Annotated in this window: 18 protein-coding genes and 1 pseudogene; 12 read left to right on the forward strand and 7 right to left on the reverse strand. The window is 67.1% G+C overall.

Annotated elements, in window-relative coordinates:
* The first annotated feature begins 16 nt into the window (after window positions 1-16).
* From tatC to lnt, 3 genes are read left to right on the forward strand one after another with little or no spacing between them, the layout of a single operon-like run.
* Window positions 17-769: a twin-arginine translocase subunit TatC gene (gene tatC, locus ABS64_RS04045; RefSeq protein WP_036287794.1), complete on the forward strand. Its 753-nt coding sequence runs from the start codon at window positions 17-19 to the stop codon at window positions 767-769.
* Window positions 766-3246 (forward strand): DEAD/DEAH box helicase, encoded by a 2481-nt coding sequence (locus ABS64_RS04050; protein ID WP_292681084.1) that lies wholly within the window; start codon window positions 766-768, stop codon window positions 3244-3246. The genes tatC and ABS64_RS04050 overlap by 4 nt, the downstream gene beginning before the upstream one ends.
* Window positions 3247-3269: 23 nt before the next feature.
* Window positions 3270-4874 (forward strand): apolipoprotein N-acyltransferase, encoded by a 1605-nt coding sequence (lnt, locus tag ABS64_RS04055; RefSeq protein WP_292681086.1) that lies wholly within the window; start codon window positions 3270-3272, stop codon window positions 4872-4874.
* 3 nt (window positions 4875-4877) lie between these two features.
* Here the strand turns inward: lnt and ABS64_RS04060 are convergent, their stop codons facing one another.
* The 4 genes from ABS64_RS04060 to ABS64_RS04075 form a co-directional block, all read right to left on the reverse strand.
* Window positions 4878-5252, reverse strand: a complete 375-nt coding sequence (locus tag ABS64_RS04060) for an RNA polymerase-binding protein RbpA (protein ID WP_292681089.1) — start codon at window positions 5250-5252, stop codon at window positions 4878-4880.
* A 101-nt stretch (window positions 5253-5353) separates the two neighbouring features.
* Window positions 5354-6127, reverse strand: coding sequence for a glycerophosphodiester phosphodiesterase family protein (locus ABS64_RS04065; protein ID WP_036287746.1), 774 nt, complete (start codon window positions 6125-6127; stop codon window positions 5354-5356).
* Complete coding sequence (locus ABS64_RS04070; protein WP_036287743.1) at window positions 6124-7083, reverse strand: SPFH domain-containing protein; 960 nt, start codon at window positions 7081-7083, stop codon at window positions 6124-6126. Before ABS64_RS04070 ends, ABS64_RS04065 begins: the two co-directional genes overlap by 4 nt.
* Complete coding sequence (locus ABS64_RS04075; protein WP_036287740.1) at window positions 7083-7598, reverse strand: NfeD family protein; 516 nt, start codon at window positions 7596-7598, stop codon at window positions 7083-7085. Before ABS64_RS04075 ends, ABS64_RS04070 begins: the two co-directional genes overlap by 1 nt.
* Window positions 7599-7749: 151 nt before the next feature.
* Here ABS64_RS04075 and ABS64_RS04080 point away from each other — a divergent pair, with 151 nt between their 5' ends.
* Both ABS64_RS04080 and ABS64_RS04085 read left to right on the forward strand, forming a co-directional pair.
* The gene (locus ABS64_RS04080; RefSeq protein WP_036287737.1) at window positions 7750-8514 is read left to right on the forward strand and encodes an SDR family oxidoreductase; all 765 of its coding nucleotides are present in this window, start codon (window positions 7750-7752) and stop codon (window positions 8512-8514) included.
* A 2-nt stretch (window positions 8515-8516) separates the two neighbouring features.
* Entirely contained in the window at window positions 8517-10499 is a 1983-nt protein-coding gene (locus tag ABS64_RS04085) for a S9 family peptidase (protein WP_292681099.1), read from the forward strand.
* A gap of 65 nt (window positions 10500-10564) precedes the next feature.
* Here the strand turns inward: ABS64_RS04085 and ABS64_RS04090 are convergent, their stop codons facing one another.
* Complete coding sequence (locus ABS64_RS04090) at window positions 10565-11116, reverse strand: DUF308 domain-containing protein (RefSeq protein WP_036287731.1); 552 nt, start codon at window positions 11114-11116, stop codon at window positions 10565-10567.
* A 600-nt stretch (window positions 11117-11716) separates the two neighbouring features.
* Here ABS64_RS04090 and ABS64_RS04095 point away from each other — a divergent pair.
* From ABS64_RS04095 to ABS64_RS04105, 3 genes are all read left to right on the forward strand, one after another.
* A complete protein-coding gene (locus ABS64_RS04095) occupies window positions 11717-12757 on the forward strand; it encodes a site-specific integrase (protein ID WP_198159049.1) in 1041 nt (346 codons plus the stop codon).
* Window positions 12754-13095: a helix-turn-helix transcriptional regulator gene (locus tag ABS64_RS04100; protein ID WP_076690905.1), complete on the forward strand. Its 342-nt coding sequence runs from the start codon at window positions 12754-12756 to the stop codon at window positions 13093-13095. Before ABS64_RS04095 ends, ABS64_RS04100 begins: the two co-directional genes overlap by 4 nt.
* Before the next feature lie 112 nt (window positions 13096-13207).
* Window positions 13208-14626 (forward strand): hypothetical protein, encoded by a 1419-nt coding sequence (locus ABS64_RS04105; protein ID WP_076690904.1) that lies wholly within the window; start codon window positions 13208-13210, stop codon window positions 14624-14626.
* Between the two features lie 13 nt (window positions 14627-14639).
* On the opposite strand, the gene ABS64_RS04110 is transcribed toward ABS64_RS04105, so the two are convergent.
* Together ABS64_RS04110 and ABS64_RS04115 are read right to left on the reverse strand one after the other, a co-directional pair.
* Window positions 14640-15878, reverse strand: coding sequence for an MFS transporter (locus ABS64_RS04110; protein ID WP_076690903.1), 1239 nt, complete (start codon window positions 15876-15878; stop codon window positions 14640-14642).
* A complete protein-coding gene (locus tag ABS64_RS04115; RefSeq protein ID WP_076690901.1) occupies window positions 15871-16257 on the reverse strand; it encodes a metalloregulator ArsR/SmtB family transcription factor in 387 nt (128 codons plus the stop codon). Before ABS64_RS04115 ends, ABS64_RS04110 begins: the two co-directional genes overlap by 8 nt.
* 337 nt (window positions 16258-16594) lie before the next feature.
* Here ABS64_RS04115 and ABS64_RS04120 point away from each other — a divergent pair, with 337 nt between their 5' ends.
* The 4 genes and pseudogenes from ABS64_RS04120 to ABS64_RS04135 all read left to right on the forward strand — a co-directional run bounded on the left by ABS64_RS04120 (window position 16595) and on the right by ABS64_RS04135 (window position 20573).
* The gene (locus ABS64_RS04120) at window positions 16595-17707 is read left to right on the forward strand and encodes a site-specific integrase (RefSeq protein ID WP_292681115.1); all 1113 of its coding nucleotides are present in this window, start codon (window positions 16595-16597) and stop codon (window positions 17705-17707) included.
* Window positions 17704-18048 carry a helix-turn-helix transcriptional regulator gene (locus ABS64_RS04125; RefSeq protein WP_292681117.1) on the forward strand — a complete coding sequence of 115 codons (345 nt, stop codon included), beginning with the start codon at window positions 17704-17706 and terminating at the stop codon, window positions 18046-18048. Before ABS64_RS04120 ends, ABS64_RS04125 begins: the two co-directional genes overlap by 4 nt.
* Before the next feature lie 367 nt (window positions 18049-18415).
* Window positions 18416-19588, forward strand: a complete 1173-nt coding sequence (locus tag ABS64_RS04130) for a hypothetical protein (RefSeq protein ID WP_292681120.1) — start codon at window positions 18416-18418, stop codon at window positions 19586-19588.
* A 124-nt stretch (window positions 19589-19712) separates the two neighbouring features.
* Window positions 19713-20573 (forward strand): annotated as a pseudogene (locus ABS64_RS04135) (IS5 family transposase).

Below are 20573 nucleotides of genomic sequence, written 5' to 3' on the forward strand. Positions count from 1 at the left end.
CCGTCGCGATCGCCGGATGTCGCTGGCGGAGCACCTCACGGAGCTGCGCCGACGCTTCATCATCGGCATCATCGCGCTCGTCGTCGGCATGATCATCGCGTGGATCTTCACTGATGCCATCATCTGGGCGATGACCGAGCCGATCCGGGTCGTCGCCGCGCAACGCGGCGACGGCGACGTTGTCACTCTGATGTACCAGAGCATCACGGGCCCGTTCGATATGCGGCTGCGCATCGCACTGGCCGTCGGCGTCATCTTCTCCGCACCGGTGTGGGTCTGGCAGATCTGGGCGTTTCTCGTTCCGGGTCTGACCCGGAAGGAGATCCGCTACACCATCGGGTTCGTGAGCGCCGCCGTGCCCCTTTTCGCCGCCGGCGTGTTCGTCGGGTGGCTGATCATGCCCCACATCGTGGAGCTCATGGCCTCCTTCACTCCGCAGGGCGCGTCGAACATCTACGACTCGAAGTACTACTACGACTTCGTCTTCAAGCTGCTGCTCGTCGTCGGCGTCTCCTTCGTGCTTCCCGTCTTCCTGGTCGCGTTGAACCTCGCCGGTGTGATGAGCGGTATGGCGATCCTGAGGGGCTGGCGGGTCGCCGTTCTCGTTGCGTCACTGTTCGCGGCGCTCGCCACGCCCGCCGCCGACATCGTCAGCATGCTGCTGCTGGCCGGCATCCTCACCGTGCTCTACTTCGCCGCGGCTGGGCTGTCGGTGCTCTTCGATCGCAGACGCGCCAAGCGCGAGAAGGCGCTCGGGCTCGACCTGTGACGGATCCCGCCAGCCGCTACGCGCAGGCCCAGGCCCGCCAGGCGCATCCGATCACGGCCTCCTTCGCCGACGGCCAGCGCTTCGACCTCGATCCCTTCCAGATCGCGGGATGCCACGCCCTCGAGGACGGACGCAGCGTGCTGGTGGCGGCGCCCACCGGCGCGGGAAAGACCATCGTGGGCGAGTTCGCCGTGCATCTGGCCATGCGCGAGCCCGGCGAGAAGGCCTTCTACACGACGCCGATGAAGGCGCTGTCGAACCAGAAGTTCCGCGAGCTGCAGCAGGTGTACGGCGAGGACGAGGTGGGCCTGCTCACGGGCGACACGAACATCAACGGCAACGCCCGCGTCGTCGTGATGACCACCGAGGTGCTGCGCAACATGCTCTACGCCGACTCCCCGGCGCTGCGCGGTCTGCGCTACGTGGTGATGGACGAAGTCCACTACCTCGCCGATCGGTTCCGCGGCGCGGTGTGGGAGGAGGTCATCATCCATCTGCCGTCGCGCGTGAAGCTGGTGTCGCTGTCGGCCACCGTGTCCAATGCCGAGGAGTTCGGCGACTGGCTCGACACCGTGCGTGGTGACACCGCGGTCATCGTCTCCGAGACCCGACCCGTTCCGCTCGAACAGCATGTGCTGGTCCGTGGCGATCTACTGCCGTTGTTCGACGACCGGGCCGGCATCGCGACCGCGCAGGTCAATCAGGAGCTCATGCGCCTGCGATCGGTGCGCGGCTCCACGTTCGAGAGCAATCGCCGGGCTCAGGATTACCGCTCACAGCGTCACCGGTCGCAGGGCGATCGATCCGGCGGCCCGCGGCCCTCGAAGGGGGCAACGCGGCCGCTGCGCTCTGCCGACATGCAGCGCATCGAGCGCATCGACCGGCCACAGGTGGTGGAGCTGCTGGCGCGGGCGAACCTCCTGCCGGCGATCTTCTTCATCTTCAGCCGTGCGGGCTGCGAGGGCGCGGTGCAGCAGGTTCGACGCTCCGGTGTGCGTCTGACAGACCGCGACGAGCGCGATGAGATCCGCCGGATCGTCGACGAGCGTACGCTGACGCTTCCCGACGAGGATCTCGCCGTGCTCGGCTTCTGGGAGTGGCGGGAGAACCTCGAACGCGGTGTCGCCGCTCACCACGCGGGCCTGCTCCCCGCGTTCAAGGAGATCGTCGAGGAGCTCTTCCAGCGCAAGCTCGTCAAGATCGTCTTCGCGACGGAGACACTCGCGCTCGGTATCAACATGCCGGCGCGCACCGTCGTCCTCGAGAAGCTCGAGAAGTTCAACGGTGAGGCGCGGGTCGCCATCACTTCCGGCGAGTACACCCAGCTGACGGGGCGCGCGGGACGGCGCGGCATCGATGTCGAAGGCCACGCGGTCATCCAGTGGAGTGAGAATCTCGATCCCCAGGCCGTGGCCGCCCTGGCCTCGCGGCGCACCTACCCGCTCAACTCGAGCTTCCGCCCGACGTACAACATGGCGGTCAACCTCATCGACCAGTTCGGTCGTTCCCGAGCGCGCGAGATCCTCGAGTCGTCGTTCGCTCAGTTCCAGGCCGACCGCGCCGTGGTCGGGCTCGCGCGCGAGGTCAAGGATGCCGAGGTCTCCCTGGCCGGCTACGCGGCGTCGATGGCGTGCGATCGGGGTGACTTCGCCGAGTTCTCCCGGATGAGACGCGAGCTCGGCGACCTCGAACGCAAGGGCGACCGCTCCGGCCCTCCGAAGGTGCGCCAGCAGCGTCAGGAGCAGATCGAGTCGCTGCGGCGCAGTCTCAAGCGGCATCCGTGCCAGAGCTGCCCCGACCGCGAGAAGCACGCCCGATGGGCCGAACGGTACGGGAAGCTCCGGCGCCACAGCGACAAGTTGCGTCAGCAGATCGACATGCGCACCGGAACCGTCGCCCGCATCTTCGACCGGGTCGTCGACGTGCTCACCGCGCTGGACTATGTGCACGTCGATGCCGACGGAGCCACCGCGCTGACGGCGGCCGGTGCGACGATGAAGCGGATCTACGGGGAACGGGATCTCCTTGTGGCGGAGTCTCTGCGCACCGGTATCTGGAAAGACCTCGATCCATCCGGCCTGGCCGCCCTGGCCTGCTGTCTCGTGTATGAGCCGCGTCGCGACGAGAGCGGCCCGGGCGAGCACGGACTTCCGCGCGGTACGTTCCGGGGGGCCTTGACGGCGACCCAGGAGCTGTGGGCGCGCCTCGACGATCTGGAGCAGGACCATCGCCTGCCGGGGTCGTCCCCGGTGGCCACGGGGCTTGCCCAGGCCATGCACTCCTGGGCGCGCGGGGCCTCGCTGGACCGTGTGCTGCACGAGGCGGATCTCGCCGCGGGCGACTTCGTCCGCTGGACGAAGCAGACCATCGATCTGCTCGATCAGCTGTCGATGGTCGCCGACGCTCCGCTCGCCACGACGGCGCGCGCCGCCCTCGATGCCGTCCGACGCGGGATCGTCGCGTACGGCTCCTCCTGAATCCGCTCGCCTAGGCTCGATCCGTGCCCGAACGACTTCGTCCTGCCGCCCCGCCGGTGCGACCGCTTCTTCCGCTGTGGGCGGCAGCTGTCGTCGCGACGGCCGCGGGCCTGGTGCTCACGCTCGCGTTCCCCGCGCTGTCGTGGTGGCCCGCGGTCTTCGTCGCCGTGCCGTTGGGGCTGCTGACGCTCATCGGACGGCGCACCGGCGGCGCGTTCACGGTCGGACTCCTCTTCGGCGTCGGCCTGTTCTTCGTGAACTTCTCCTTCACGGCCCGCTATCTCGGGCCGGTGCCGTGGATCGCGCTGTCGACGCTGGAGTCGGTGCTGACGGCGGTCATGGCCATTCCCATCGCCTGGGCCTATCGATGGCTGCCCCGCTGGGCACCCGGCGCCGCAGGACGCCTCCTCGCGCTGCCGGCTCTCGTGGCGGGGTTGTGGGTGTCGCGGGAGGAACTGCAGGGCACGTTCCCCTACGGAGGCTTTCCCTGGACCCGCGTCGCCGTGACGCAGGCGGACTCGCCGCTCGTGCACGTCACGTCGTGGACGGGGATGAGCGGTCTGTCGTTCCTGATCGTGTTCGCCTGTGCCGCGGCGATCGAGGCGGCGCGGCTCGGACGATCCCGCGGTGTGCCCGCCGCGGCGCTGCGGATCCTGCCGGCGGCGATCACCGTCCTGGTGCTCTTTCTTCTTCCCGCCTTTCCCACGACGGATGCCGGCAGCATCCGCGTGGGGGCCGTGCAGGGCAACGGGCCGGCCGGCTACTTCGATCAGCGTGCCGCCTACGACGTGTTCCGCGCGCAACTTGCGGCGACGCGACCCATCGAAGACCGCGACATCGATCTGCTGCTCTGGCCGGAGGGTGGGATCGATGCCGACCCGCTGTCGAACACGTCGGTGCGCACAGCTCTGGACGCTCTGGCAGACCGTGTCGGCGCACCGCTGCTGGTCAGCGGCGTCACCCAACGCGGCGATCAGTACTTCAACTCCTCGCTGCTGTGGAAGGCCGGGGCCCAGAACCCGACGGCGCTGTATGACAAGCGCCACCCGGTTCCGTTCGGCGAGTACGTGCCGGACCGTTGGTTCTACAACATGCTCGCCCCGGATCTCATCGGCCTCATCCAGCGCGAGTACACGCCGGGGACGACGACGCCCATGTTCGAGGTGAACGGTGTGGGAGTCGGGCTCGCCATCTGCTTCGACGTGATCTACGACGATGTCATCCGCGAGGGCGCCGTGTCCGGGGCCCAGGTGTACATGTTCCAGACGAACAACGCCGACTTCCGCGGAACCGACGAGAACCTCCAGCAACTCGCGTTCGCCCGTATTCGAGCCGTCGAGAGCGGCCGCGCCGTCGTCAACCTGTCGACCGTCGGCACCAGTCAGGTCATCGGACCCGACGGCCGCACGATCGACGCGCTGCCCGCCGACAAGCCGGGGGCGATGGTCACCGACGTGCCACTGCGTACCGGTCTGACCCCCGGCATCCTTCTGGGCGATGCCATCCAGACCTTGCTCGGGTGGGGCAGTGTGGTGGCGCTGGCCGTGGTCGGCCTCCTCGTCCGCCGTCGCGCGCGCACGCCGAAGACGCCGACCCCCGAAGGGGCCGACGTCGAAGCGGGGGAGTGAGCGTCAGGCGCTCAGGCGGGAGTGGTCCGCAGCGCCGCGACGGGCGCGCAGCAGGGAGAGGCGCTCTTCGAGCAGCTCCTCCAGCTCGGGAACGGTACGACGCTCCAGCAGCATGTCCCAGTGGGTGCGGGGAGCCTTGTCCCCGGAGTGGTCGACCTCGACAACCGAATCGCCCACGCGGAGCACGGCCTCGGCGCCGCACGTGCGGCACTCCCAGGCGTCGGGAAGCTCGGCGTCGGCCGCGAAGGTCATCACGGTCTCGCGTCCGCACTGCGTGCAGACATAGGTGTGGTTGGCGCGCTCATGGAACACGACGCCTTCTTCGCTCTGTAGGCTCGAGGCGCCGAGTCGGATGCCGCGCAGGCTGCGATCTGCCATTGTGTGGTCCTCTCGTCGTGTCAGGTATAACGTGCGCACCTGTGTGCCTCATCCGAACGTCCGTGCCAAATCGCCCTTTCACAGGGGATCCCCAGCCCTGATCAGGGGCGCGACGCAGTGGCGGTCAGCGCGAGGTCGGCACGATCGGTGACGAGACCGTCGACGCCCAGCGCCAGAAGGCGATCCATGTCGTCGCGGTCGTTGACCGTCCAGACGTGCACCTCGACGTCGGCGTCGTGAACGAGGCGCAGCAGGCGTGGTGTCACGATGCGGATCGGTCCCTGGCGCTCGGGGATCTGCACGGCATCCACCCCGCGAAGTACGCGTTTGACCAGAGCGCTCGATCCCGTCGACACGGCCGCGAGCAGCCTTGCGACGGTCTCACGGCCGGCCGACGTCGCCGGCTCGCCGCCGAGATGACGTGCCGCATCGAGCGCTCGCCTGCGGCGCGCGTCCGAGAAGCTCGTGACCAGCACGCGATCCGCGTGCCCGGCGACCACGCGGCCCAGGGGGCGAGCAGCATCGGGCGACTTGACGTCGATGTTGAAGCGCAGCGTCGGAAACGCCTCGATCGTGTCGGCGGCGGTGGCGAGACCGCCGCGGTCGGCCATGATCTCCGCGAGCTCGTCATGACGCACGGCGGCGATCTTGCGAGGATCGGCGGCCACCCGCAGCAGATCCTCATCGTGGAAGAAGACCACGACGCCGTCGGCGGTCAGATGGCAGTCCGATTCCACATACCTCGCGCCGATCGCATGCGCGGCGGCGAAAGCGGCGACCGTGTTCTCCACGATGCCCTCGGCGTCGCTCGGAACGAAACCTCGATGAGCCAGCACACGCGGAGCCGCGGTGGCGGCGAACCACGGGTGGCTCACGAGAGATCAGTGGGAGGCGTGGCCGTCGTCGCGGGCGGCCTCGGTGCGTCGCCGGCATCCGCGCGCGCGGCGAACGCGCTTCCGAGACCCTTCATCGCCTCCGTGAACTCACTGGGAATGATCCACAGCTTGCTTGACGCGCTGTCGCTGATCTTCGGCAGGGTCTGCAGGTACTGATACGCGAGGAGCTTGTCGTCGGGGCGGCCCGCGTGGATCGCGGAGAAGACGTTCTGGATCGCGGCGGCCTCGCCCTCGGCACGGAGGATCGCGGCCTGCTTGTCACCCTCTGCGCCCAGGATCGCCGCCTGACGGCGGCCCTCCGCCTCGAGGATCTGCGACTGCTTCGATCCCTCGGCGGTGAGGATGGTCGCGCGACGCTCGCGCTCGGCCCTCATCTGCTTCTCCATCGAGTCCTGGATGGAGTGGGGCGGGTCGATGGCCTTCAGCTCGACGCGCGACACCCGCAGGCCCCACTTGCCGGTTGCCTCATCGAGGACGACGCGCAGCTGCCCGTTGATGTTGTCCCGACTCGTCAGCGCCTCTTCCAGGTTGAGACCGCCGACGACGTTGCGGAGCGTGGTCGTCGTGAGCTGTTCGACGGCCGACAGGTAGTTGGCGATCTCATACGTCGCGGCGCGCGCGTCGGTCACCTGGAAGTAGACGACCGTGTCGATCGAGACGACGAGGTTGTCCTCGGTGATGACGGGCTGCGGCGGGAAGGAGACCACCTGCTCGCGCATGTCGACCAGAGGACGCAGGCGGTCGATGAACGGCACCAGGATGTTGAGCCCGGGGGAGAGGGTGCGCTGATAGCGGCCCAGCCGCTCGACGACTCCGGTGTAGGCCTGCGGGATGATCCGAATGGATCGGAAGAGGACCACGATCACGAAGATCGCGACCACGACGAGCAGGACGATCACGAAGATCTGACCCACGAACGCTCCGACGTCGACCATCAGTCGGTGCTCCTTTCGGGAGAGTCGGATGCCGCCGGGGAGCCGGTGGCGGGGGAGGAGGGGACAGGTGCCACTTCGACCGTGGCACCGCGCACCGCAGTGACCACAGCCCGGTCGCCGGGAGACAGTGCGGTGGCCGCCGGGGCGAGCTCTGCCGTCCACTGCTCGCCGTTGTCGAGACGGACGAAGCCGCGACCATCGACGAAGGGCGCCGTCACGCGTGCGGCCATGCCGTAGAGCGCGTCGACGTTCGTCGGGTGCGGCTGGCTCGATCGGCGCAGCGCGGTGAGCAGGAGCGGGCGGATCGTGAACAGCAGCAGTGCCGACACGGCAGCGGCGATGAGTACCTGAAGCCACCAGGGGCCGCCGAGCAGGTTCACGCCGAGGCCGCCGATGACCGCGCCGGCGGCGAGCATGAGGAAGGTGAACTCGAGGGTCAGCAGTTCGATGATCACGAAGACCACGGCGAGCACGATCCAGGCGATCCAGAGATATTGCGTGAGATCGGGCAGCATGCGCGCTCCCTTCGTGGGTCTTGTTCGAACCCTAACACCCGGCCGTCTCGATGCGGTGGCCAGCCGCCGGGTGTTCGTCGGGCACCGGTTGATAGTGTCGAGAAGGCTGCGGCGACATCCGCCCGGCATCCGTCTTCTTGCAGGAGCAATCATGTCCCAGCCCATCCCCGCCGGCTCCCTCGCCGGACGGACGGCCCTCGTCACCGGATCTTCGCGCGGCATCGGTGCCGACACGGCTCGCTACCTCGCCGAGGGTGGCGCGAACGTCGTCATCAACTTCCGCAACAAGGCGCCGCGGGCCGAGAAGCTCGCTGCCGAGCTGCGGGAACTCGGCGTCGAGGTGCTGGTCGTCGGCGCCGATCTGACCGATGCCGGTTCGGTCGCGGCGATGATGGAAGCCGTCAAGGAGACGTTCGGGACTCTCGATCTGCTCGTCCTCAACGCGTCCGGCGGCATGGAGAGCGGAATGGGCGCCGACTATGCGCTCGTCCTCAACCGCGACGCCCAGCTGGGAGTCCTCGAGGCCGCGCTGCCCCTGCTGCACGACGGCTCTCGGGTGGTCTTCGTCACGAGCCACCAGGCCCACTTCATCCGCACGACACCGACGATGCCCGAGTACGAGCCGGTCGCCTTGTCCAAGCGTGCCGGTGAAGACGCGCTGCGCGAGCGGATCCCCGCCCTCGCCGAACAGGGCATCGACTTCGTCGTCGTGTCGGGTGACATGATCGAGGGCACGATCACCGCCACGCTTCTCGAGCGCGCCAACCCGGGCGCCATCGCCGATCGCCGCGAGTCGGCCGGCAAGCTGTACAACGTGTCGGAGTTCGCCGCCGAGGTGGCCCTCGCCGCGGTCGAGCCGATTCCGGACGACAACACGCGTCTCGTCGGGGACGTGAGTTCGTTCGGCGGCGAGTGAGCATGCGTCCCGTCGACATCGCATCCCTCACCAGCGTTGGACGCCCCAGCATCGCCCCCGATGGCTCGTTCACCGTCTTCGCAACGTCGCGTCCCGACCTCGGCGCCGACCGCAACGTCGGTCAGATCTGGCGGATCGATCTGCCGGACGGTGCGCCCCGTCGTCTGACGCGTGGGGTGTGGGACTCGTCGCCGCAGGTATCACCCGACGGTGAGCGCGTCGCTTTCGTGCGCGCGGACGCCGACGGAACTTCGCAGATCTTCGTGATCCCGGCCTCTGGTGGCGAGCCGGTGCAGGCGACCGAGGCCCGCGGCGGCGTGGGGTCGTTCGCGTGGTCGCCCGATGGGGCACGTATCGCGTTCACGGCGCGGGTGCCCGAGCAGGGACGGTACGGAACCGTCGAGGGCCGCTCGGCAGAGGCGGAATCGCCGCGCCGCATCACGGGTGTGCGCTGGCATGCCAACGGTCTTGGCTACCTCGCCGACCGTCCGTCGCATCTCTTCATCATCGATGCCCCCGACACCGGTGCGGAGCCGTTCTATGCGCCCGCGCCGACGGCTGCGGGCGAGGCGGGTAAGGAGCGGCGAGTCGGGGCACAGGCGACCGCGCTGACCTCGGGCGCCGCTTCGCATCACGGCGTCGTGTTCACGGCCGATGGCGCTCATCTGCTGACGGTCGTCGACGAGATCGAGGACGATCGTCGCGATCTGCGGACGCCGCTGGTCGCCGTGGCCGTCGACGGCTCGGGCGCGATCGAGGTGCTCTCTCGCGATGCGGGCTACGCCGTCGACGACGTGGGCGTCGCCGACGACGGCACGATCGCCGTCCTGGCATCACGACCGGGGGAGTCCGGCATCGATTTCATCGCTCCGGACGTCGCGCTCTACGTCCTCGAGGGACCGCTGTCTGCGCCCGCGCCGCGTGCGCTCACCGACCCCGACGCCGTCGACCTCGGAGAGGTGGGCTCCCACATCACCCCGTTCGGAGAAGACTTCCTCGTCCAGAACCGCACGCGTGGCCGCGTCGAGCTCCTGCGCGTGACGCGTGCCGGGGACGTCTCGGTGCTGGTCGACGGCGATGTCGAGGTCGTCGGTCACGCGGCGGCGGGGGAGCGCATCGTCTTCTCCCACGCGACGCCGTTCAGCCTTGGCGAGGTGTCACTGCTCGGGTCCGGCCCGCTGACGACGTTCGGTGCGGCCGCCGAGGCCCGGGCCATCGTGCGGCCCGAGGAACGGGAGATCGTCGCCCGTGACGGCTATCCCGTTCACGGGTGGGTCGCCGTCCCAGCGGGGGAGGGCCCCTTCCCGGTGATCTTGCAGATCCACGGCGGGCCGTATGCGTCGTACGGCATACATCTGTTCGATGAGACGCAGGTTCTCGTCGATGCCGGCTACGCCGTCGTCTACTGCAACCCGCGGGGGAGCGCCGGATACGGTCGGGCGCACGGTCGGAGCATTCGCGGCGCCATGGGCACCGTCGACATGACGGACGTCCTCGATTTCCTCGACGGTGTCGTCGCCGGCGATGCTCGTCTGGACGGCGCGCGCGTCGGCATCCAGGGCGGGTCGTACGGCGGCTATCTCACCGCGTGGACCATTGCACACGACCACCGGTTCGCCGGCGCCATCGTCGAGCGCGGCTTCCTCGACCCGGTGAGTTTCCAGGGCACCAGCGATATCGGATCGTTCTTCGGAGACGAATACGTCGGCACCGATGCGGAGGACATGGCACGGCAAAGCCCGATGGCCGTCGTGCACGACGTGCGCACGCCGACTCTCGTCCTGCACTCCGAGCTGGACTTCCGCTGCCCCCTCGAGCAGGCGACGCGTTATTACGCGGCGCTGAAGCGACAGGGGACGGATGCCGAGATGCTCATCTTCCCGGGGGAGAACCACGAACTGACGCGCTCGGGACGCCCTCGCCATCGCGAGGAGAGATTCGACGCGGTCCTCGACTGGTGGTCCCGTCACCTCCCGGCCGACTGAGTCACGGCATCCGCCACGTCGAAGCGCCCCGCTGCCTCACGGCGAGCGGGGCGCTTCGTGTCGTGTCACTTGCCGAACGAGAAGGCGCGTCCGATCTGGATGATGCCCATGACGACCGCGGAGATTCCGATGAGCCACCACAGCACGACGGCGCCCCACAGCGGCGAGAAGAGCAGCGTGAGACCGGCGATGATCGAGATGATCGCGTAGAAGATCGTCCATCCCCGGGAGGGCGCCAGATCGAGCGTCGAGAGCGCCACGACGCCCTCGATGACCCACATGATGCCGACGAGGATGCCGAGGAAGACGGCCAGCGCGAGTGCGGCCAGGCCGAGGTTGGAGAACGCGACGATACCGGCGACGACGTAGAGCACGCCGAGGAGCACGTGACCGACGCGCGACCACCCGCCCTTTCCGGTTGCGAAGATTCCCATTCCCGCGTACACGAGTCCGGCGACGATGGCGTAGATCGCGATGATCGCGGTCACGACCATCGCGGTCTTTCCTGGCCAGACGAGAATGACGATGCCGAGGATGACGGACAGCGCGCCGCCCAGACCGAGAGCGGTCCGGATGCCGTTGGTCGCCGTCTTCTCGAGGGTAGGTTCAGCAGTCATGGCGGAGCCCTCTCTAAAATCTCCTGTGAGTGGAGATGTTCTCAGGTTAGCGCTGACAGCTCGGTCGTGCGATCCAAGACGCGCCGCACGCGTCATCGGGCCCGTTCTGTCGCTCGGCGGTGCGGAATCCGCCCGTTCGCGCCGGATGAGCAGTGGTGCCGCTCGACCGGCGTCGCGCCTGTGGAGCTTTTGCCGATAATGCACATTATGTCAGAAAGTAAATCCAGAACTTGCAGGAATTGCAGGATCTGGAGAACCGGCTAATCCCCTTCCCCGCTTGCATTAATCGCGCTTGACCAGGAATTACTCCGTTCTCGGGCGCCTCACGCATCCAGCAACGCCGGTCGGAATTCAACTGGTGACGATCCCTTTGGATTTACCCTCTGATCTGGTTTTCCGGATCCACCCATTGCGATTTCTGCAGGAATCCTGCAATATTCGCAGGCGAGGCGGTGGTGTCCGATGGTGGGTTCTGATGGCGGCGGGACGCTTTCATTCCTGCCTGTTCCCGGGGCTGCTCCAGACCCTGACGTCTTCCTCGAAGAGGTTCTTGACGCGTGGGCGGCGTCGTTGTGCTCGCGCGGCATCAAGGCAGGCTACGTGCGCACGAGTCGTTCGGTGGTGTTCCGCCTGTGTGACTCGGCGGGCAAGTTCCCCTGGGAGTGGAACGTGGGCGACGCGACCGACTGGTTCGATCATCTTCGTTCGGTTCGAGGGTTGGCACAGTCCACGCTGCGCGCGTATCAGGGCATGATCGAGGCATTCTGCGACTTCGCGACGAGCCCGGCGTACGACTGGAGCGTGCGCTCGGCTCAGATGTTCGGCCAGGTTTTCTCGCAGGTCGTCAACGAATTCAACCGGATCACGCACTCACAGACCAACGAGGCCAAACCCGAGAAGCGGGCATTCACTGAGGACGAGCTCCAGCAGCTCTTCGACCTCCTCGACGTGGAGTACGTGCGCGTGCTCGAGTCCGGGCGCAGCGGCGCCCTGACGGTGCTCAGAGACGCCGCGGCCTGCAAGATCGCGTACGGGTGGGGGCTCCGCGTCACCGAGGTCCGGCGGCTGCAGATCGTTGACTTCTCCGCGAACGCTCGCACACCCTACTTCGGCGACTTCGGCAACCTGCACGTGCGATTCGGGAAGGCGAAGGCCGGCCAGGTGTTCAAGCCGCGAAACGTGCTGACGGTGTGGCAGTGGGCCGCCGAGGTCGCCGAGGACTGGACGAACAACGTCCTCCCCCGCTACGGCGAACCGCTCACTGATCTGTTTCCCACCAACACAGGCAGCGTGGTGTCGGCGAACCACCTCTGGCAACGGATCAGCGATTGCGTCGACGAGCTTGGCTTTCCTCCGGGACTCGATTTCCACTCGCTGCGCCGTTCGTATGCGACGCATCTGCTCACGTCCTATCGGTACGACATCAAGTTCATCCAGATGCAGCTCGGACACGAGCACGCTGCGACAACGTCGATCTACACCCTCCCGGCGGCCGATTTCCAGATCGCCGAGCTCGCCCGAGTGCACCGGGAGATGCTCGAGGCGACCGGCACCGCGGTCGCCTTGCCGAAGCGAAAGCTCAGGCTTCCGCCGCGGCCGCCGCTCCCACCCAACCGCAAGAAGAATCGGGGCGCATCATGAGACGCGAGATCGAGTACCAGTGGCGAATCCGCGAGCTGATGGCCAGACAGCACATCACCAGCAGCACCCAGCTCGTCGAACCGCTTCGCGAGCGAGGAATCACATTGTCGGCCTCGCAGGTCTACCGCTTGGTGGCACAGGACCCGGAACGGATCGCGTTCAAGGTTCTCGTGGCGCTGTGCGACATCCTGCATTGCGAGGTGAACGATCTAGTGACCTTCACCGCGGCAGACGCCCGCACCATCCGCCAGAAGCGCGTCGCGAACGGCGATCCAGGCGTTCCCGACCTGCGCAACTACCGGCCCGTCCGCGCCCGCGTCACCCGAGACGATGGCTAGACCCCGCGAGTACGGCCGCGTCCGGCCGGCTACGTTGAACTCGCTCACACCGCCGGAGCCACGCGGGCGACCACGATCCGAGGGCGAGAAGCACTGCGACCGGTGCGGGCGCATGAGCGCCAAGATTCGCGTCCGCTGGCCGGATGGAGCGATCTGCGGCATCTGCTTCAGGGAAGCGGCCCACACGTACGGGGTGTGCGCGGGCTGCGGCGACGACCGCCTGCTCCCGGGCCGCGACGAGCACGCCAAGCCGATCTGCCGAGACTGCGCCGGCATCACGACCAACATGACCTGCGGCAGGTGCGGCGTCGAAGCCGAGCGGTTCCGCAACGGCCAATGTGCCCGCTGCGTCATCGAGGCCGACCTGACCGAGCTCCTCAAGCCCACCACTCCCCCAGATCTACGCATCAAACGACTGATCCAAGTGTTCGTCGAGTCAACACGGCCTGAGAGCATCTACACCTGGATGCGAGGCGAGAAGGCCCACGAGTTGCTCAGGAAGATCGGCGACAGAGAACTCGACCTCACCCCGGAGGCGTTCAACGCATTGCCGCGCGGGCATTCGGTGGAGCACCTTCGTGAAATCCTCATCCACAACCGCCTCATGGTCGCCCCCGCGGATCGGCACCTGGCGATCTTCGAAGGCTGGGTCGACGCCCGCCTACGTGAGCTGCAGCCCCATCCTGACGTGGCGTCGATCATCGAGCAGTACGCCCGGTGGCATCACCTGAACCGGCTACGTGAGCGCGTCGGCGTCGCGAACATGGACATCGCCTGCCGGAACGCACGACAGCAGATCACTGAGGCTGGCAAGTTCCTCATCTGGGTCGAACAGGCCCGGGAGCGAACCGTCGCCACATTCCACCAGGAAGACATCGACGCCTACCTGGATGGTGCGGTCACGACACGTTTCCAAATCAAGCACTTCATCGGCTGGTTCGCGCGCGGTCGTGGCGGATCACGGAAGCTCTACGTCCCGCCGCGCAAGGCGATCACCCTGCCCACACTCACGCAGGCGCAGCGCATCCAAGCGATCCGCAACGCGGTCGAGTTCGAACAAGTCGCGCTCAGCACCAGAGTCGCCGCACTCATCCACCTCCTTTGGGCGACACCGCTCACCCGCATCGTCAGACTCACAGCGGATCAGCTCGAGCTACGCCCGGACGGCATGTTCATCCGGCTCGGTGTGAACGTGAGCGAGATCCCCGAACCTCTCGCGCCCATGTTCTGGCGACAGCTCGAGGACCGCGACGGAATGACCACGAACACCGGCACCGACTGGCTGTTCCCGGGTTACCGTGCCGGCCGGCACCTGTCAGTTCCCACCCTGCAGCAGCGGCTCAACACGCTGGGTATCGACCCGCAGCGCACCCGGAACACGACCTTGAAACAGCTCACCGCACTCATCGACGTAGCGTCGCTTTCCGATTTGCTCGGGTATTCGCCGAAGACCCTCGCTCAGCATGCCGAGCGATCCGGATCCCACATGGCGCGGTACGTCGACGCGAAACAGCACGCCCATCGACCTTGACCCCAGCGGAGACCTAGGCGCCCGACTGAGCGAGCTCGCTGCCTGCCGGTGAGGAGGCCCGGCGAGCACCAAGCCAGGCAAGGGCCGCGGCAGCGGTGCCGATTGCGGCGAGGACGAGGGCCACAGCCGGGAGACCGAGCAGAGCACCGAGCGTGCCCGCCAAGGGGTACGTGATGATGAAGCACGCATGCGACAGCGAGAACTGCGCAGCGAACACCGCCGGGCGAGTCCCCACGTCGGATGCCCGCCGAAGCAGTCGAGCCGACGGTGTGAGCAGCAACGAGGTCGCCGCGCCGAGGTAGAACCACGTCGCGATGAGCGCGCCCCATGTTCCAGTCGACGCAGGCATCCCGATGAAGATGGCCGCCGCGACCAACCCAACCGGAAGCGCAATAGCGCCGGCGAGCATGACCTTGAGATCACGGATCCGGTCGAGCACCTTCGGCAGCCCGAGCGCCACGACCATGGACCCAGCGCCGTAGGCGGCCAAGAGGAGCGCGACATCGGTCTGGGGCCGCCCGAGGAGCCCCTGCACGAGCACCACGGTGTTCACGATGACCATCGCCGTCGAGGTCGCCACGACGAGGTTCATCGCGAGCAGGCTCCGCAACTCCGGCGTCCGCCAGAACACGCGCACCCCGCTGGTCAGCCGTTCGAAGAAGGGAGCCGGTTCGGCAGGGGCGATCTTCGGGAACTTGGTCGCGATCACGAGCGCCGCGGACCCGATGAAGCCGAGGAAGGTGCCGACGAAAAGGTTGTTGTAGGTGATGACCGTCAGCAGCGCCGCAGCGAGCATCGGACTCACCAACGCTTCGAGGTCGTACGCGAGACGTGACAGGGACAAGGCCCGCGTGTACTGCCCCTCGTCAGGGAGCACTTCCGGAATCACCGCCTGGAAGGCGGGCGTGAACGTCGCTGACGCGGCCTGCAAGACGAAGATGAGGATGAAGATCTGCCACGCTTCGGTAACGAACGGGAGACTGATCGCGACCGCAGCACGAAGCACATCAGCTGCGATGAGGACGTGCTTGCGCGGCAGGTGACCAGTGAGCGCAGCGACTACCGGGGCGACGCCGACGTACGCCAGCATCTTGATCGTGAGCGCTGTGCCGAGAACGACGCCGGCGTCACCACCGGCGATGTCGAACGCGAGCAACCCGAGCGCAATCGTCAGTAGCCCCGTGCCAAGGAGAGCGACGACCTGAGCGCAGAAGAGCTTCGCGTACGACGGGCTCCGGAGAACCTCAAGCACCAGTGATGCTCCTCACCGGCGCAGCGGCCGGCATCGCAGCGCGATGGTGCGCCGGGTTCTGATCGAGCGCGTGCTCGGCCTGGAAGATGGCGTCGGCGACCAGCTGACGAGCGTGCTCATTCGCGAGCCGATAGAACACCCGAGTGCCCTCCTGCCGAGTCGCCACGATCCGAGCCAGGCGCAGCTTCGCGAGGTGCTGCGAAACGGCCGCCGGAGACTTGTCGACGATGTCCGCGAGATGGTTGACCGACAGCTCCTCATCGCGCAACGCGAGGATGATCCGAATGCGAGTGGCATCCGCGAGCATCGAGAACACCTCGACGGCGAGCTCAACGTACTGACTATCCGGCGACAGCCCACACTTGTTATCTGCATTCATACGCAAATAGTTGCATTAACGACGCCAAACCGCCAATCCAGGCGGACAAGTCAGAGAGTTCTGGAAGAACGAGTAACTGACTTCACCATCAGTAGTTTAACTATGTGCGAAACTTGCACGTAGTTAGAAAACGGGTATGCCCTAGGGCACTCCCCGATTCTGGCGTTGATCAGGTATTTTTGGACGCCACCTCCAGTCACCAATGCAGGTCCCGGTGAGCAACTTGCTTCGACTCCGTCGCTGGCCGTCAGCCATCTGATCAGGGATTTCTTGAAAGACAGTTGCAGGTTTCGCACACTGCGTGCGATTCTTGCTACCACTCTCAAGGGTCGGAGGCGTGGTGGAACACGACGACAACGTCATCCTGTTCGCCCCGTTCGGCGGTGCCGCTCCCGACCCTGAGCTGTTCCTCGCCGGGGTGCTCGACGGCTGGGAGCGGCAGCAGCGGTCGAAGGACTTCTCGCCCGGCACGATCCGCACCAGGAGGGCTCTGGTGCTGAAGCTGGTCGATTTCAGCGGTCACTATCCGTGGGAGTGGACCTTCGCCGATGTCGACGACTTTTTCGCCCACGCCCGGGGTGTCCGCAACCTCTCGCACGCGACGGTGCGGTCGTATCAGACGTCGATCAAGCTGTTCTGCGACTATGCATGCGATCCGCGCTACGACTGGAACGAGCAGAGCGGTCGGCTGTTTGGGCAGCTGTTCTCTCAGGTCGTCACGGAGTTCAACCGGGTCAGTCATTCGCTTCCATCCGAGGCTCGGCCCGTGAAGCGCCCGTTCACGCCCCGCGAGCTGCAGGAGCTGTTCGATCTGGCGGATCTCGAGGTGACGCGGATCCTGGACTCCGGTCGCCGCTCCCCCGTCGCCGCGTGGCGGGATGCGGTCGCGTTCAAGACCGCGTATGGCTGGGGTCTTCGATCCAACGAGTTGCGGCATCTGCAGCTCGTCGATCTGTCCAGCAATCATCGGGCCCCGTACTTCGGCGAGTACGGGGTGCTGCGGGTGCGGTGGGGCAAGCCCCATCGCGGCTCGGCGAAGAAGGTCCGCTCCGTCCTGACGGTGTGGGAATGGAGCGCCCAGGTGCTGCGCGACTGGGTCGAGAACGGGCTTCCGATCTTCGGAAATCCGGTGAACGACCTGTTCCCCACGAGCGGTGGAGCGGTCGTCAGCGAGCCCCACCTACTCGGCCGACTACGGGGCCTCATCGACGAGCTCGGGTTCCCACCGGGCCTGGACCTGCACTCGTTCCGCCGCGCCTACGCGACCAACCTCATCACGGGCGAGGGCTTCGACGTGTCGTTCGTGCAGATGCAGCTCGGCCACGAGCACGCCTCGACCACCTCGATCTACTCGATCCCCTCCCCCGACTATCAGACCCGTGCCCTGCAGCAGGCGCATGAGCGCACCCTCGCCGCCGCGAAACAGCTACCGAGAAGGAGAGAACCGTGACTCGTCGAGAGATCGAATACACCTGGCGGGCGCGAGAGGTCATGGCCCGCCACCACATCTTCCTCGCCAAGGACCTCGCTCCCCTGCTCCACGAGCGCGGCATCACCCTGACCGCGAATGCGATCTGGCGGATCGTGAAGGACGACCCGGAGCGGATTTCGCTCAAACTGCTCGTGGCCCTCGCAGACGCGCTGGACGTGGGTATCGACGAGCTGGTCACCTTCACCGCGCACGACGCGAAGACCATCCGCACCCGCCGTGCCGCCGGCGACGGCCTGCCCGACATCCGCGACTACCGCCCCGTCCGGGCCCGGATCATCGACGACGACGATGACCAGTAGTGGAGGCCGGCCGGCAACCGGCGGCAACGGCTCAACCCGCCCGGCGACCATCCGCGGCCTCACCGAGCCCCGACGTCGCGGCCGGCCCCGGTCGGTCGGGAGCCATCGTTGCGACCGCTGCGGCAACGATGTTCCCAAGATCCGGGTTCGCTGGCCGGACGGCTCTATCTGCGGGGCGTGCTTTACCGCCGCGACCCACAGCTACGGCGTCTGCGCCGCCTGCGGGGTCCACCGGATGGTGCCCGGCCGATCACGCCTCGGTGAGGCGATCTGCCGCGACTGCGCCGGGATCAGCACGGAGCTGTCGTGCGCCCGCTGCGGCACGGAGGCCGAACGGGTCCGCGGTGGCCTGTGCGCCCGGTGCGTCTTGCGCGACGAGCTCGAACACCTCCTGCAGCCAGCCGAGGACCGTCGGCTGCAGGCTCTCATCACGGCGCTCGTCGATGCTGAGCGCCCGGAAAGCCTCATCACCTACACCCGTGGCGCGAAGGCGCGAGACCTGCTCACCCGGATCGGCAGCCGTGAGCTCGATCTCACCCACGCCGCGTTCGATGCCCTCCCCAGTTCGACGGCCGCGGAGCACCTGCGTGCGCTGCTGACCCACCACGGCGTGCTCCCTAACCGTGGCAGCGACCCCGTCGCCGCGTTTAAGACCTGGCTCGCCGGCCGACTCTCCACTCTCCCCGACGACGGCACCCGCTCGAGCATCGAGCAGTTCGCAACCTGGCGGCATCTGCGCCGCATCCGGGAGCGCGAGCACGACGACTCGCGCAATCTCACCACCGTCACGCATGCCGCAAAGCAGGAGATCACCGAAGCCGGAAAGTTCCTGACCTGGCTGCGCGACGCTCACGACGTCGGACCGAACGGCATCCAGCAGGCCCACGTCGACGAGTACCTCAGCACCGGCACCACCACGCGTCGCCACATCCGCAACTACTTGCACTGGCTCGATCCGAGTCCGACCCGGCGTTTCCGGAAGATCGACGCTCCGCACCGGGTCGCGAACTCCACGCCGATCGTCACGCAGGAGCAGCGGCTGCAGATGGTGCGGAACTGCCTCGAGCTAGACCAGGTGGTCCTCTCCACCCGGATCGCGGGACTGATCCTGCTGCTGTGGGCGCAGCCTCTGAACCGGATCGTCATGCTCCGGCGTCGCGACCTGTCGCCCCGCGTCGACGGGCTCTACCTGACCTTCGGGACGGTGCCCAGCATCGTGCCGCCCGAGCTCGCCGACACCTTCGGCGACTACTTCGCCCATCCCTCCAACCAGCAGACCGGGAACACCGGAACAGACTGGCTCTTCCCCGGCACTCGCGCGGGCCGGCACCTGCACGAGAACACGCTCGGGGAGCGGCTCAAGGTTCTCGGCATCGACGCCCAACGCGCACGCAACGCGACCCTGCAAGACCTCGTGAGACAGGTCGACGCTCGGTCGCTGATCGACCTGCTCGGCTACAGCGGCACGATCATCACGCTGCACGCCGCCCGTGCCGGCACACCGATGGCTGACTACGTCGACCTCCGGCAGCCACGATGAGCGCGCAAGCGACCGTAGCAGCGTGACTTCGGGCTAGGCCGTGTTGATCAAGTGGTTTCGGGTTCCGGTGGGCGAGTCTTGAACGGTGACGCGACACGAGGTCTCTGACGAGGTGTGGGCTGTGATGGAGCCGAGCCGCTGATGCCGGTGCCGACGGGAAGGTCTCGGCCGTGGGCGGATCACCGCCTTGCGGTGGAGGGCATGGCGTGGAAGTACCGCACCGGGGCGCCGTGGCGGGACGTGCCGGAGCGGTTCGGGAAGTGGAACTCGATCTACAAGCGGTTCAACCGGTGGGCCGAGGACGGCACCTGGGAGAAGCTGCTCGCCGAGGTGCAGAAGCAGGCCGACGCTGCCGGGAAGATCGACTGGGTCGTCTCGATCGACTCGACCATCGCGCGTGTCCATCAGCACGGTGCCACTCTCGCCCGGGACACAGGGGGCCCTGCCGAATCACAAGAATCCGTGGTTCGAGCCGCCTGATCACGGGATCGGACGCTCCCGTGGCGGGCTGACGACGAAGCTGCACCTGGTCTGCGACGGGCGCGGCAGACCGCTGGGCATGATGATCACCGGCGGGAATGTCAACGACACGACGATGATGACCGCGGTGCTCGAGGACATCCGCGTCCCCCGCACCGGGAAAGGCCGCCCGAGGACCCGTCCGGACCGGGTGCTCGCCGACAAGGGCTACCCCTCTAAGGCGAACCGGGCCTGGCTGCGAACGAGAGGAATCGCGGCGACGATCCCGGAGCGCGACGACCAGATCGCGCACCGTCGCAAGAAGCCGGGCCGGCCGATCGACTTCGGCGACCAGCAGCAGGAACGCTACAAGGGTCGCAACGTCGTGGAGCGCTGCTTCAACAAGCTCAAGCAGTGGCGCGGCATCGCGATGCGCTCGGACAAGACCGCCCGCAACTACCGTGCCGCGATCTGCCTCGCCGCCACCCTGATCTGGATCAAGACCGACTTGATCAACACGGCCTAG

The organism is Microbacterium sp. SCN 69-37, from assembly GCF_001724435.1.
Lineage (GTDB): Bacteria > Actinomycetota > Actinomycetes > Actinomycetales > Microbacteriaceae > Microbacterium > Microbacterium laevaniformans.

Bases quoted from the DNA above. Each gene is read 5' to 3' on its own strand.
- tatC (WP_036287794.1), top strand. From the start codon at position 17: ATGTCGCTGGCGGAGCACCTCACGGAGCTGCGCCGACGCTTCATCATC.
- ABS64_RS04060 (WP_292681089.1), bottom strand. From the start codon at position 5,252: ATGGCAGATCGCAGCCTGCGCGGCATCCGACTCGGCGCCTCGAGCCTA.
- ABS64_RS04070 (WP_036287743.1), bottom strand. From the start codon at position 7,083: ATGGTCGACGTCGGAGCGTTCGTGGGTCAGATCTTCGTGATCGTCCTG.
- ABS64_RS04075 (WP_036287740.1), bottom strand. From the start codon at position 7,598: ATGCTGCCCGATCTCACGCAATATCTCTGGATCGCCTGGATCGTGCTC.
- ABS64_RS04080 (WP_036287737.1), top strand. From the start codon at position 7,750: ATGTCCCAGCCCATCCCCGCCGGCTCCCTCGCCGGACGGACGGCCCTC.
- ABS64_RS04085 (WP_292681099.1), top strand. From the start codon at position 8,517: ATGCGTCCCGTCGACATCGCATCCCTCACCAGCGTTGGACGCCCCAGC.
- ABS64_RS04090 (WP_036287731.1), bottom strand. From the start codon at position 11,116: ATGACTGCTGAACCTACCCTCGAGAAGACGGCGACCAACGGCATCCGG.
- ABS64_RS04100 (WP_076690905.1), top strand. From the start codon at position 12,754: ATGAGACGCGAGATCGAGTACCAGTGGCGAATCCGCGAGCTGATGGCC.
- ABS64_RS04105 (WP_076690904.1), top strand. From the start codon at position 13,208: ATGAGCGCCAAGATTCGCGTCCGCTGGCCGGATGGAGCGATCTGCGGC.
- ABS64_RS04115 (WP_076690901.1), bottom strand. From the start codon at position 16,257: ATGAATGCAGATAACAAGTGTGGGCTGTCGCCGGATAGTCAGTACGTT.